Annotated in this window: 12 protein-coding genes and 2 pseudogenes; 3 read left to right on the top strand and 11 right to left on the bottom strand. The window is 69.3% G+C overall.

The genetic code is table 11. The features are described 5' to 3' along the window. Nucleotides 1-14 precede the first annotated feature (14 nt). The 5 genes from ACWD04_RS11240 to ACWD04_RS11220 form a co-directional block, all read right to left on the bottom strand. The gene (locus ACWD04_RS11240) at nt 15-542 is read right to left on the bottom strand and encodes a hypothetical protein (RefSeq protein WP_451130471.1); all 528 of its coding nucleotides are present in this window, start codon (nt 540-542) and stop codon (nt 15-17) included. Between the two features lie 636 nt (nt 543-1,178). Next, the gene (locus tag ACWD04_RS11235) at nt 1,179-2,417 is read right to left on the bottom strand and encodes a cytochrome P450 (RefSeq protein WP_451130469.1); all 1,239 of its coding nucleotides are present in this window, start codon (nt 2,415-2,417) and stop codon (nt 1,179-1,181) included. 217 nt (nt 2,418-2,634) lie between these two features. Continuing rightward, entirely contained in the window at nt 2,635-3,831 is a 1,197-nt protein-coding gene (locus ACWD04_RS11230) for an NAD(P)/FAD-dependent oxidoreductase (RefSeq protein WP_451130467.1), read from the bottom strand. Then, the gene (locus ACWD04_RS11225) at nt 3,828-4,028 is read right to left on the bottom strand and encodes a ferredoxin (RefSeq protein WP_451130465.1); all 201 of its coding nucleotides are present in this window, start codon (nt 4,026-4,028) and stop codon (nt 3,828-3,830) included. Before ACWD04_RS11225 ends, ACWD04_RS11230 begins: the two co-directional genes overlap by 4 nt. 42 nt (nt 4,029-4,070) lie before the next feature. Continuing rightward, nucleotides 4,071-4,724: a TetR/AcrR family transcriptional regulator gene (locus tag ACWD04_RS11220; protein WP_451130463.1), complete on the bottom strand. Its 654-nt coding sequence runs from the start codon at nt 4,722-4,724 to the stop codon at nt 4,071-4,073. Nucleotides 4,725-5,389: 665 nt separating this feature from the next. On the opposite strand from ACWD04_RS11220, the gene ACWD04_RS11215 reads away from it, so the two are divergent. Next, nucleotides 5,390-5,980 carry a TetR/AcrR family transcriptional regulator gene (locus ACWD04_RS11215; protein ID WP_451130461.1) on the top strand — a complete coding sequence of 197 codons (591 nt, stop codon included), beginning with the start codon at nt 5,390-5,392 and terminating at the stop codon, nt 5,978-5,980. Nucleotides 5,981-5,995: 15 nt separating this feature from the next. On the opposite strand, the gene ACWD04_RS11210 is transcribed toward ACWD04_RS11215, so the two are convergent. Further along, on the bottom strand, nt 5,996-7,018 hold the full coding sequence (locus ACWD04_RS11210) for an SMP-30/gluconolactonase/LRE family protein (RefSeq protein ID WP_451130459.1): 1,023 nt from the start codon (nt 7,016-7,018) through the stop codon (nt 5,996-5,998). Nucleotides 7,019-7,227: 209 nt separating this feature from the next. Here ACWD04_RS11210 and ACWD04_RS11205 point away from each other — a divergent pair, with 209 nt between their 5' ends. Continuing rightward, on the top strand, nt 7,228-9,036 hold the full coding sequence (locus tag ACWD04_RS11205) for a flavin-containing monooxygenase (protein ID WP_451130457.1): 1,809 nt from the start codon (nt 7,228-7,230) through the stop codon (nt 9,034-9,036). An 88-nt stretch (nt 9,037-9,124) separates the two neighbouring features. Here ACWD04_RS11205 and ACWD04_RS11200 read toward each other — a convergent pair. Beyond that, a pseudogene (locus tag ACWD04_RS11200) lies at nt 9,125-9,257 on the bottom strand (IS701 family transposase); the annotation flags it as partial. A gap of 104 nt (nt 9,258-9,361) precedes the next feature. Here ACWD04_RS11200 and ACWD04_RS11195 point away from each other — a divergent pair. Further along, nucleotides 9,362-10,237 carry an SDR family oxidoreductase gene (locus ACWD04_RS11195; RefSeq protein ID WP_451130455.1) on the top strand — a complete coding sequence of 292 codons (876 nt, stop codon included), beginning with the start codon at nt 9,362-9,364 and terminating at the stop codon, nt 10,235-10,237. Nucleotides 10,238-10,307: 70 nt separating this feature from the next. On the opposite strand, the gene ACWD04_RS11190 is transcribed toward ACWD04_RS11195, so the two are convergent. The 4 genes and pseudogenes from ACWD04_RS11190 to ACWD04_RS11175 form a co-directional block, all read right to left on the bottom strand. Further along, nucleotides 10,308-10,526 (bottom strand): methylmalonyl-CoA mutase family protein, encoded by a 219-nt coding sequence (locus ACWD04_RS11190; protein WP_451130561.1) that lies wholly within the window; start codon nt 10,524-10,526, stop codon nt 10,308-10,310. 21 nt (nt 10,527-10,547) lie between these two features. Beyond that, nucleotides 10,548-11,249: pseudogene (locus ACWD04_RS11185) on the bottom strand (methylmalonyl-CoA mutase family protein); the annotation flags it as partial. Between the two features lie 165 nt (nt 11,250-11,414). Next, complete coding sequence (locus tag ACWD04_RS11180) at nt 11,415-11,606, bottom strand: ferredoxin (RefSeq protein ID WP_451130453.1); 192 nt, start codon at nt 11,604-11,606, stop codon at nt 11,415-11,417. A 26-nt stretch (nt 11,607-11,632) separates the two neighbouring features. Beyond that, nucleotides 11,633-12,868: a cytochrome P450 gene (locus ACWD04_RS11175; RefSeq protein ID WP_451130451.1), complete on the bottom strand. Its 1,236-nt coding sequence runs from the start codon at nt 12,866-12,868 to the stop codon at nt 11,633-11,635. Nucleotides 12,869-12,879 lie beyond the last annotated feature (11 nt).

Below are 12,879 nucleotides of genomic sequence, written 5' to 3'. Positions count from 1 at the left end.
GCCCAGGGGTGCTCTCATGCGCACAGCACGCGGGTCTCGGGCGTGTGGACCGGGCCGCCGCTGAGGCTGGTGCTGTCGCTGAACTCGGCGTAGAAGTAGGAGTAGAAGCCGATGTTGCCGTTGCAGCCGGAGTCGGCGGCGACCTGCAAGGTCAGGGTGACGGTACGGCTCTGACCGGGCGGGATGGTGGTGCCGTAGTTGCCGCCGAGGTTTGCCGGACCGGTACCGGAACACGGGGCGGGCCCGGCGTCCGTCGCCAGACTGCAGCCGGTGAAGCTGTACAAGAGGTCGGGGCGCTGGGTGGTCAGCCAGGTCGGGTCGATGGTCTGGTAGACGAACCAGATGTCGTACGTCTGGTTGTTCTTGATCGTCATCGACAGGTTCACCGCACCGCCGGGCGTGGTGGTGGCGTCGTCGGTGCTGAACGACAGCTCGGCCGGGGCCGGGTCGGCGGCACTCGCGGAGGGCGCCAGGCCGAAGAGGGCTAGGGCGAGGGTGATGATCGTGGCGAGACCGAAGCGTCTCGTGCGAGTGAATCTCATGGCCCGGGAGATTAAGCACGGTTGCCTCACACCGTCTGCACCCTGAGGCGCACCGCACACACGGTGCGGCTGAAAGTGGTCGGACCGTGAAGGTTGTGTGCAGTCGTCTTCGCACCGCGGCCGGGGGGCTGTTCCCGCACGAAAACGCCATGATGCCGTGTGGGTACGGAGAGTGGCCGTGCGTTGCCCTGCCGGGAGGTGTGCGTGGTGAGATCAATGGCGCATTCCGGGCGGCCCGTACCGGCGCCGCGGTGCGGGCCGCCCGTATCGGCTTCCCGGAGCCGCACCTGTGGGCCCGCACTGTGGGCGGGAGAGTGCGGTAGGCGTACCGAGGGGGAGCGGCGTAGGGCGGTGGCCGGCGCGCGGCCTGAGGTGCCTCGTGACGTCCGGGAGGTCCGCCATACCGCACACGGGAGAACTGCCGGGATCGAGTCCGTCACCTGCCTCCGGTCGCGGAAAGGCCTTCCCGTCCGCGACCGTGGCAGCAACGGCTTCTCAACAGTTCATGACTCATGGGTCAACGCATGACGAGTGCCACGACTTGCCGATGAACCGGAGACCGGGCGGTCGCGTCATCGTTTCATCGGCCGCGGGGTGACCGAGGGCCCTGCGGGTGAACAGGTCGGCCGGTTCTCGTCACCAGGTGACAGGCAAAGCGTGGAGGCCGTAGATGAGGGCGTCGTATTTGAAGGGAATCGCGTCGAGGTCATCGACGGCGCGGAGGGTGGGGATGCGGCGGAAGAGGGTGGGATAGATGACTTGGAGTTCCATGCGGGCCAAGGGCTGGCCGACGCAGTGATGACTGCCGGCACCGAATGCCTGGTGCTGACGGGCGTTGCGGGTGATGTCGAGGCGGTCGGGCTCGGGGAAGACCGCGGGGTCGCGGTTGGCGAGTTCGCCGAGGAGGATGACACCGTCTCCGGCACGGATGGTGCGGCCTGCGATCTCGATGTCCTCCAGGGCGGTACGGCGTCGGCCGAGGTGGACGATGGAGAGGTAGCGCAGGAGTTCCTCGACGGCGTCGCGGATGACGGCGGCGTCGTCCGTGTCGCGGATCACGGCAAGTTGCTCGGGATGCTGCAGGAGCAGGAGTGTGCCCAGGCTGATCATGTTCGCGGTGGTCTCGTGTCCGCCCAAAAGAAGGAGCACGCCCATCGTGGCTGCCTGGCGGCGGGTGAGTTCGTCGCTCTCGATCCGTGCGCAGAGGCTGGAGAGAAGATCGTCGCCGGGCTCGACGAGCTTTCGGCCGACGAGCTCGTCGAGGTAGGTGGCGAGGTTGGTGTGAGCGGTTTGGCGTTCCTGGGGGGAGGCGACCGCGGAGACGATGGACTTGCTGTTGATCTGGAAGAACTCGTGATCCTCGTAGGGAACTCCGAGCATCTCGGAGATGACCAGGGAGGGGATCGGCAGAGCGAGGGACTGTACGAGGTCGGCCGGGTTGGGGCCCACGAGCATGGCGTCGATGAAGTCATCGGCCATCTGCTGCACGCGGGGGCGCATGGTTTCGACCCGCTTGATGGTGAAGGCGCCGCTGATCATGCGGCGCAGCCGGGCGTGCTCGGGGTCGTCCATGCCGACGAAGCTCAGGTCGCTGCTGCCGGCATGGGCGTGCGCCGGGTCCACGGGGCTGGGGAAGCCCGGCCGGGAGAATTCCACGCTGAGACGCGCGTCGGACAGCAACGCCTTCTGTTCGGCGTGCCCGGTCACGGCCCAAGGAGTGCTGTCGCCCCACGAGCGGACCCGGGTGAGCGGGCCGTGCTCGGAAAGCGCCCGCATGCCGGGGGAGGGGGCGAAGGGGCACTTCGAGGAGCGCGGCGGGGGGAAGTCCTGGATGTCGGGGGCGTCGGCTTCGGGGGTGGCGGGCGTGCTGGTCACGGTCTTCTCCGGTGGGGTGGGGCCGCCATGGGGGCGGGAGCGTGCGCGGATCGGTGAGAGGTGGCCGACGCAACGTGCGGGCGTCGGGCCGCACGAGCGCTGTGCCCACCGCTGTTCTCGGACGACAGGCTTCAGGGGCTGTCACGGTGGGTCTGCTGCTGTGGGGCTCGGCGGCGTGAGTGGGTGAGGCGTGCCGGACTTCCGGCGCCGGTCTCGGTCACCTTGGGGCGGCAGCGGATGCGGGGGCGTACCGGTCGAGGAGTTGTCGGCGGTGCTGGCGCGCCTGTTTGGGCATGTTCCAGCCGAGGACGGCGACGGGGCTGCCCTCGCTGTCGAGGTACTGCGCGACGAACCGGCCCTCCTCCGTGCCGCCTTCGATGATGTGCACGGTGGCGGTGGGTGTGGGCAGCCCGTACACCTGGATCTTGACGCCGAGCTGGTCGGTCCAGAAGTAGGGGACGGGGTTGTAGGGGCGGTCCTCGCCCAGGATGTTCGCCGCGACCAGGATTGCCTGTTCCGTGGCATTCGTGCGGTTCTCCAGCCGCAGCGACCGACCGAGTGCCTCGTGGTGGAAGCGGGCCACATCTCCGGCGGCGTAGATGCCGTCGGCAGCGCGGCAACGGGAGTCGCACACCACGCCGTCCTCCAGCGTAAGTCCGCTGCCGGCCAGCCAGTCGGTGGCAGGGGTGCTGCCGACCGCCGCGACGACGAGATCGGCGGGGAGGGTTTCACCCTCGACCGGACGGACGCCGGTGACGCGTCCGTCTGCCGTTTCCAGCTCCTCCACCAGGGTGTCCGGTCGCAGTCGAACCCCGTGCGCGGTGTGGAGTGCGGCGAGCAGTTGGGCGACGTCGTGCCCCAACTGCACCTGCATCGGTGCCGCCTGTGGCCCGGCAAGTGTCACGTCGGTGCCCATGAGGCGGGCCGTGGCGGCGATTTCGGCGCCGAGCACACCGTCGCCGACGACCACGACCCGATCGGCCTGAAGCAGTTCCCCGCGTAACTGTGCGGCGTCCTCAAGAGTTCGCAGCACATGCACGCCCGCTGGACCCGCAAGCTCTGGCAGTCTGCGCGGTTGCAGTCCGGTGGCCAGCACGACGGCTTCCGCGCCGAACTCCGCTCCGCTCATCGTGCGCACGGTGCGCGTGGCGGCGTCGAAGGCCGACGCTCGCTCGCCGAGGACGAACTCGGCGTCCAAGGCGTCCAGTACCTCACGGGTGCGTAGATGTGTGCGCTCGGCGTCCCACGTCCCGGCGAGTACGTGTTTGGACAGCGGCGGACGGTCGTACGGTGCGCCGGCCTCCTCACCGAGCAGGGTGATGCGCTCGCGATAGCCCTTGCGGCGCAGGCCCTCCACGACAGTGAGACCCGCGGCGCCGGCGCCGGCAACGAGTACGTTCGACGGTGTTTTCACGCATCCTCATGGACGTCGATGGCGGCGGCGGGGCAGACGCCGGCGGACTCGCGGACCGCCTCGTGATGGTCAGCGGCGGGCGCGGGATCGAGCAGTATGACGATGCCGTCCTCATCGCGCTGGTCGAACACCTCCGGTGCGATCAATACGCACTGGCCGGCACCGCAGCACTTCTCCTCGTCCACAGTGATCTTCATACTCTCTCCCTTGTCGGATCGGGGTGATTCCTGGTGGTCTCTTCAGCGGCGGGTGGTGGGTGCGGCGAGCAGTCCCACCAGCGCGTCCTCCAACGCGTCGCCGGTGCGTTCCCACGACGTGCCGGGCTCGACAGGCTCTTCGGTCAGAGCGAGTTCCCGCTCCGCGCAGGTATGGGTGATCAGGTGTCGGGCCATCTCGGCGCGCGCCGGGCGAATCTCAGGGGGCACGATGTCGTAGAGACACTCGCCCAGTCCCTGGAGGGTGCGGCGCAGGCTGTCACGGGTGAGGGACTCCTCTGACACCAGTGCTCGCATCAGCGGGTCGGCCATCACCTGCATGGCGAACCGGGCTTGCCAGGACGGGGCGCCGAGGTCGGCCAGGTGTTCGGTCACCGGGCGTAGCAGGCAGCGCACCCAGTCCCGCAGGTCGGGGCTGTCGCCGACGGCCTCCACGTAGCGCCTGCGGATCACCTCGACCTGTTCGCCGTGCTTGGTCATGATGGCCCGTACGAGCGTCGTCTTGCTGCCGAAGTGGTAGCTGACAGCGGTGTTGTTGCCTTGGCCGGCCGCCTCGCTGATCTGCCGGTTGGAGACGTTTGACAGCCCATGCTCGGCGTAGAGGCGCTCGGCGGCTGCCATGATGGCTTCGCGTGTGTCGGCGCCGCGACCGGTGCGAGGCTCGATCCTGTTCACCATGTCACCGGCACTTCGCACAGCGGGTCGGTGCGGCACGCCTTCACGGCGTTTCGCGGCATCAGCGCCCACGGTGAGCCTGCTTCGCGACGCCGCCGCGTCAGCGACCGCATTCTGAGGGGTACGCACATGACTGCCTCCTTGAGCCCGCGTCACCGATCACTAGACACCACCCCTCCCGGTAAATCAATTGACTGACTTAATTGCTTCATGGCTGACCGGAAACGTTCGCAGGGCCACCCGGGTGCCGGCGTCACTTCACTGCACCAGCCCCTGTGTACGCGCTGGATCTCGTCGGCCTCACCCGTGAATCGCAAGGCGTCTCCTCGTCTCACCGAGCTTTCTTCTAACTCCGCGTGCCGACCGGTGAGGGAGGCTTCGGACCTCATCGAGCGTCGCCGAGGCAACCGAAATGGTTGGGGAGGACCTCGGGCTGAACCAGAAGCTGTATGACTGCTGGGATCCGAAGCCGGCTGGCGTCGGCGACAACGGGCTGACCTTCGACACGCAACTCTGTCCGGGCGAAAGTGTGGTCGCTGTCCACGCCAAGCTCGGGCGAAGTGCTCGCCGTGGCGGCTTCGCGCCGGCCCCCGCACTTCCCCATGTATGAGGGACCGCCTCCATCCAGCAGACGTGAGCTGACCTTGCCCGGCCGGTATTCTTCCGGGGTGATGCAACACCCTGTGCCGGACGAGCGGCGGCCCGCGAACGACGGGCCGAAGGCCGCCGCGCGCAACCGAGCCGCTTTGGTCGCTGCCGCCCGGGAGATTCTCTCAGCGGATGGCCTGAACGCTCCGCTGTCCGCGATCGCGCGTCGGGCCGGGGTGGGCCAGGGCGTTCTGTACCGCCATTTCCCCGACCGGGGCGCCCTGGCGGCCGCGGTCCTGGAGGAAAACGTGCGACAGATCGAACAGGCCGCCGCAGCTGAGGACGCGACCCTGGCCGAGGTTCTCGGTGTGGTGACGTGGCACGCCACCGAATCGGCGGCTTTCATCGGCCTGATGCACGCTGACGGGGCGGGCAGCCGATCCGATCTCCGTGCGCACGCCTCGGTCCTGTCCGAGCGGGTCGAGCGCAGTCTGCGGGGATGGCTGCCCGACGGTCACCGACTGGGTGCGGCGGACGACCTCATGCTCGCGATTGCCATGGTCTCCGGTGCCGTCACCGGCCCCACGCGTGAGGAGCGGGAACGCCGGGCGCTGGCTGCCTGGCGGCTGCTCGGCGTCGAGGTGGGGCCGGTACAGCCCTACGACGGGTGACTCCGGGGAGCGGTGTCAGCCTCCGTTGGACTGCCGGGTGCCTTCTGCCAGCGCGTCGAAGGTGTAGAGGTATCCTCCGGCGGGTCCGCTGACGGTCATGTACGCCTTGGTCCCGCCGGGCGTGATCGCCACGTTCGTCGCTGATTCGAGCCCTGCGGCGCGGGCGGGAACCTCGACCGTCGCCAGGCGCTCTCCGTGCTTGTCGTACACGGCCATGGCCGCCCGGCCGTGCAGTGCCTGGTAGAGGTTGCCGTCCGCGTCCACGGCGATCGAGTCGGTCTGGGCGATCCCGCCGTCGACGCGGATGGCTGTGTGCTTGGAGGTCACCCCTCCCTCGTCGTCGAGATGGAGGTAGGAGACCCGGTTCTGGGTGAGCTCGCTGATCCACAGCCCGCGGTAGTCCGCGTCGAACGAGATCCCGTTCGTCGCGGCCAGGTCCTCGGCCAGGACGGTGACCTTCTCACCATCGCGGTCGATCCGCACCACCCGCCCGTGGGGCTCGCCCTCGGACAGTCCGCGTGAGTCGGATACGTACAGGTTGCCGGCCTGGTCGAACGCGAGGTCATCGGGGTTCATCTGGGTTCCGTCGACCTTGCCGGAGAAGAAGGTCCGCGGATCGCTGCCGTCCGGGGCCAGGCTCACGACCTCGCCGTGGGCGTAGTCGGTCAGGTAGATCCGGCCGTCGTACGGGCTGAACTGCGCCGAGGTGTAGGCACCTCGGCTGTCGGTGTGGAGCGTGCGGGATGTCTTCTTTTCGACGTTGACGCGCATCACTTTGGGTTTGCCCGCCGGGGCGGTGACGTCGACGACGACCAGGCCGCCGTTCCCGTCGAAGGTCGGGCCCTCCAGCAGGGTCATCCCGGTCTCCTCGTGCACCTGCGTCAACTGCATGACCTTGTGCGCGCGGATGGTCCTGTCGGTGCCGGCGGAGGCAGGGTGGCTACCGGGTTCGCGTGTTTCCGTGCCGCATCCGGTGAGGGCCAGCGTGCCGATCGTGGCGAGCGCGGCCAGGGGCCGGACCGGGTGGCGTCGTTGCATGGGGGGATCACTCTTCCTGTTCCGTCGGGTGCATCAAGGGTGCGGGAGCCGTCGCCGGGGGAACTGTGTCCGTCCCGGGCCGGACGTGCTCTGGCCGAAAGTCGATCTACCTCCCGCAGTGCAACCGGACATCACTGTCCGGTAGTTGTTACCGTAGCGGATGGCCGTTCATTCCGGGGCGGCCCGACAGCAGGATTGAGGTCCCCCACATGACAACCCCTCACGCGTCGCTTCCCGGCGAGCTCGCCGCACTGAGGCAGCGCTACCACTTCGAGCGTGAGCGGCGTGTACGGCCCGACGGTGCCGGCCAGTACCAGCCCACCGAAGCCGAGTTCGGCTACTACGCCGCCGACCCGTACGCCGGGGAGCCGGCCGCACGTGATCCGCTGCAGGACACCGTCGACGTCGCCGTGATCGGTGGTGGATTCGGGGGCATCCTCGCCGGGGCACGGATGCGGCAGCAGGGCGTGCAGCGTGTGCGGATCGTCGAGAAGGGCGGCGACTTCGGGGGCACCTGGTACTGGAACCGGTACCCGGGCATCCACTGCGACATCGAGTCGCACGTGTATCTGCCGATGCTCGACGAGACCGGATACGTACCGGAGTGGAAGTACGCCCCCGGTGAGGAGATCCGCCGCCACGCGATGCGGATCGCGCAGAAGTTCAACCTCTACTCGGATGCCCTGTTCTCCACTGCGGTCACCTCGCTGACCTGGGACGAGGCATCCGAGACGTGGATCGTGGCCACCGACCGGGGCGACGCGTTCCGGGCCGCTTACGTCGTCACCGCCACGGGCACGCTCTCCGATCCGAAGCTCCCCGGGATACCCGGCATCGAGGACTTCAAGGGCCACACCTTCCACACGTCGCGGTGGGACTACGCCTACACCGGCGGTACCCCGGACGGCGGCATGACCGGCCTCTCGCAGAAGCGGGTCGGCATCGTCGGAACCGGCGCCACCGGCATCCAGGTCATCCCGATGCTGGCCGAGGACGCCGGACACGTCTACGTCTTCCAGCGCACCCCCTCCACTGTCGACGTGCGCGCCAACTGCCGCACCACCGCCGCGGACGTCGGCGCCGACCGCGAAGGCTGGGCACGCGAGCGCCGTGAGAACTACCTCCGTATCGTCTCCGGTGAGCCGGCCGAGCAGGATCTGGTGGCGGACCGCTGGACCGCGTCGGCAGGCCTCCTGGAGAAGCTCCTTCCCAGCTTCCGCCGGCAGGGCGACCGCAAGGCCTTCGAAGCCGCCTACGAGGTCGCCGACGCCGCCAAGATGAACGAGCTCCGCGCCCGCGTCGAGCAGACCGTCGCCGACCCGGACACCGCGGAGGCCCTCAAACCCTGGTACCGGTACGCCTGCAAGCGCCCCACCTTCTCCGACAAGTTCTACCCGGCGTTCAACCGCGCCGACGTCACGCTGGTCGACACCGCGGACACTCACGGCATCGAGCGCGTCACCGAAAGCGGTGTCGTGGTCGGTGACACCGCCTATGAACTCGACTGCCTGATCTTCGCCACCGGATTCTCCGTCGGTACCTCCGGCATCCTCTCCGGCAAGCTCCCCGTCCACGGGCGAGGGGGCGTCCAACTGCTGCACGCGTGGGCGAAAGAGGGTCCGCGCACCCTGCACGGCTTCACCAGTAACGGCTTTCCCAACCTGATCCACATGGGATCGCTGCAGAACGCCAGCAGCGTCAACTTCACGCACATCCTCGACGAGCAGGCCGTCCACGCCGCCGCCCTCGTCACGGCTGCCGAAGCCAAGGGGGCCCTCGTCGAACCGTCCCGCGAGGCCGAGGACGCCTGGATCGCCGTTCTGGCCGAGGACGCCCCCGACCACGAGTGGTTCCACGCCGAGTGCACCCCGGGCTATTACAACCGCGAAGGACGCGGCCGGCCGAACGGCCCGATCGCCTACCCCCACGGTGCATTCGCCTTCCACGACCTCCTGCAGCGATGGAGGGAGGAGTCGATGGTCGAGATCCTCAAGGCCAGGACTGCCGCTCGTACCTAGCCTCGCCGGGCGGCGCGGGCACGGCCGACAACGGAATCACAGCGGCGACAGCGCCCTCCTGCTGCGGCGACGCGCCGACAGCTCTGCCGATTCCCCACGAGCGCGGTCTTGTCGAGCCTGTCCGAGGCCAGCTGCCACTTCTCGACGTGACCGCCGTCGTCAGGGAGGCCGCAGGCGGCGCGGCGGGCGGTCTCGTCCGGGTCATGCTTCGGGGAGGCCGGTCCCGGCCCCGTAGGGGGTCGTAGGGGCTGCGGCCCCTGGGGGCGCGTTCGTAGGCTGCTGACCGAATCCCTTCATCCGACGCCCGGAAAGCAGGCGGTATCCCATGACGTCGGTACTCATCACCGGTTGCAGCAGCGGTATCGGCCTGGAGACCGCGCTGGCGTTCGCCCGCAGGGGAGACCGCGTCCACGCCTGCGTACGCGATCCCGCCACAGCTGGTGAACTGCTCGGCCGTGCCCGGGCGGAGAACCTCACCCTGGACGTGCCCCGGCTCGACGTCACCGACGACGCCTCGGTCGCCGCCGCCGTCAACGAGGTGCAGGAACGGCACGGCGCCATCGACGTGCTGGTCAACAACGCCGGCATCGACCGCACCGGGACCGTCGAGACCATGCCGCAGGACGAGGCGCGCGCGGTGTTGGAGACCAACCTCTGGGGGCCGCTGCGCACCGTGCGCGCGGTGCTGCCCGCCATGCGCGCCCGCCGCAGCGGCGTCATCGTCAACGTCTCCTCGCTCGCCGGCCGTACGTTCGCCGTGCCGCACGGCGGTTTCTACGCCGCCAGCAAGGCCGCCCTGGGCACGCTCAGCGAGGCCCTGTCCGCGGAGGTACGGCCCTTCGGGATCCGCGTGGTATGCCTCGAGCCCGGCAGCTTCGCCTCCCGCATCCACCGCGACGGCACCGCGGGCGTCTCCCCGTCGGAACCGCCGGCCGCGGCCGACCCGTACGCCGCCGACCGGGCGTGGATCACGCGGTTCCTCGCCCGGGTTCAGCAGGGCGCCGGGGACTGCGGCGAGGTGGCCGAGGCGGTCCTGGCCGCCGTCGACGATCCCGGCACGCCGCTGCACTCGCCCGTCGGCAAGGATGCGGAAACGGCACTGGAGTATCTGGGCACCGCGTCCTACGAGCAATGGCTGCCGCTCTTCCTCGATCAGGCCGAGTCCCTCGTCGGCCCCCGGCCGGGAGCGGACCGGGATTGAGGGCACCTCCCAGGTCGGTGACGGCGCCCTCCGGCCCCTGACCCGGGCCCCGACCTGGCCCAAGGGCTGGTCAGAAGGGCTCGCCAGGTGCGTACGTGCCCCAGATCTCGCGCAACGCATCGCAGACCTCGCCCACGGTGGCGCCGGCGGACAGGGCGTCCTTCATCGGGTACAGCACGTTGTCGTCCCCGGCCGCCGTCTCCCGCAGACCGGTGAGGTGGCGGTCCACCCGGTCCTGGTCCCGCCAGGCGCGGAGCTTGGCCAGGCGTTCGGTCTGCCGGGCCTCGATCTCGCCCTTCTGGAAGCCGCTCTCGACGCCGTCCGCGAGGGTCCAGGTGATGTCCCGTGCGGGCGCGGCACCCGCCTCGGCCATGTGGTAGCCGGAGAAGGAGATCGTGTTCCACTTCGGGATCTCGGCCTTGCAGTACGTGAAGACGTCGGCGATCAGCCGCAGCGAGGGCTTGGGCGGGAAGATGTACGTGCCCCGGGCGACGTACTCCTCGAGCACGTCGTTCCGGATCGTGCCCGTGAGCCGGTCGGCCGGCACGCCCTGTTCCTCGGCGACCAGTTGGTAGAGAAGGAGGAGCGCCGCGGGGGTGTTGACCGTCATCGAGGTGGAGACCTCGTCCAGCGGGATCCCGCCGAAGAGGACGCGCATGTCGTCGATGGAGTCGATCGCCACCCCGAGCTTGCCGACCTCGCCGGAGGCGATGGGCATGTCCGAGTCGTGTCCCATCCGGGTGGGCAGGTCGAACGCGAGCGACAGGCTCGTCGTGCCGTTGGCGATCAGCTGTTTGTACCGGGCGTTGGACTCCCTCGCGGTACCGAGACCGGCGTACTGGTGCATCATCCGACGCCGGCCCGTGTGCACCGACGGGTACACGCCCTGCGCGAACGGGTACCTCCCCGGCTTCCCCAGCTTCTCGGCCGAGTCCCAGCCCGCCTGGGCGTCGGGTCCGTGGACCGGCTCGACGGGCGGTCCGGATGTGGAGGAGCGAGGTCGGTTCGTCATCACGGTTCACGTCCTCGGTCATCGTGCGCGGCGGGCGTTCGTCATCGTGCGCGGCGGGCGGCGCGCCCTGCGGTACGCGGCCGGGCACCCACGGTGCCGGGTGCCCGGCCGCACGGCCGCACGGCCGCACGGCACCGCGGCACCGCGGCACCAAGGCGGAACGATTCAGCCGGTGAGGTGGATGGACTGTGACGGGCACAGGTCCGCCGCGCGGTGGACATCGTCCAGCAGCTCCGCCGCCGGCTTCTCCTGAAGGACGACGACGAGACCGTCGTCGCCCTGGTCGAAGACGTCAGGGCTGAGCATCGCGCACTGGCCGGAGCCCACGCACCGGTCGTGGTCCGTGGTGACACGCATGACAGGTATTCCGATCGGCTCGGCCGTCACCAGGTGACGGGCAGTTCGTAGACGCCGTAGACCATGGCGTCGTCCTTGAAACGCAGTTCTTCCGAGGGCACGGCCAGCCGGAGGCCCGGAACGCGGCGCAGCAGGGTGCCGTACACGATCTCCAGCTCCGCGCGGGCCAGGTTCGCGCCCATGCACTGGTGGATCCCGTACCCGAAGGCGAGGTGACTGCGTGCCTCCTTGCGGTGGAAGTCGAGGGCGCCGGGGTCCGCGAAGACCGCCTCGTCGTGGTCGGCGGCGTTGTTCAGCGCGAGGATGCCCTCACCGGCGCGGATGGTGACACCGCCCACCTCGATGTCCTCGACCGCGACGCGGGCGGTGCCCGAGTCCGAGATGGAGAAGACCCGCAGCAACTCCTCGATCGCGTTGGGCAGCAGCGCGGGGTCCGACCGCAGCTCGGCCATGTGGTCCGGGTGTTCCAGCAGCGCCAGCACGCCGAGCGCGATCATGTTGGCCGTCGTCTCGTGGCCGCCCACCAGCATCATCCGGGCCATGGTCACCACGTCGACGTGGTCGGCGGCCTGCTCGGTCCGGTTCTTCTCCAGGAACCGGCTGATCAGGTCGTCGCCCGGCTCGGTCTCCTTGAGGGTGACCAGCTCGTCGAGGTACATGTCCAGGGCCTGCACCGCCGCCCCGTACTCCTCGGGGCTGAGGTCGTGGTTCATCATGGCCGCCGACCACCCCTCGAACCGGCCGTGGTCCTCGTAGGGGACCCCGAGCAATTCACAGATGGTCAGGGACGGCACCGGCAGGGCGAGGGCCTGGACCAGGTCCACCGGGCCGCCGGCGGCCAGCATGGCGTCGATGCGCTCGTCGACGATCTCCTGGATCCGCGGACGCATCTCCTTCGTCCGCCGCGCCGTGAACTCCGGTATCAGCATGCGGCGCTGCGCGGTGTGGTCCGGCGGGTCCATGGACAGCAGCATCAGCCGCACGTGGGCCAGCATCTCCTCGGAGATGTGGAACTGGTGCGGGTAGCCGGGACGCTTGAGGTTGGAACTCACCCGCGGATCCCCGAGTACCTGCTTGACGTGCTCGTGCCGGGTGACCAGCCAGGTCGGCTTGCCGTTCACCTTGAGCGAGGCACGGGACACCGGCTCCTTCGCGCGCAGCTCGGCGTACTCGTCCGGCTCGCTGAACGGGCAGGTGCGTCGCATCGGGAACTGCGGATACGGCGACGCCGTCTCTCGCGCCGGGTCGGCGGACTGGGTCATGGCTGCCTCTC

It is taken from the genome of Streptomyces sp. NPDC002911 (genome assembly GCF_053591835.1).
This window is presented reverse-complemented; position numbering and strand designations above follow the sequence as displayed.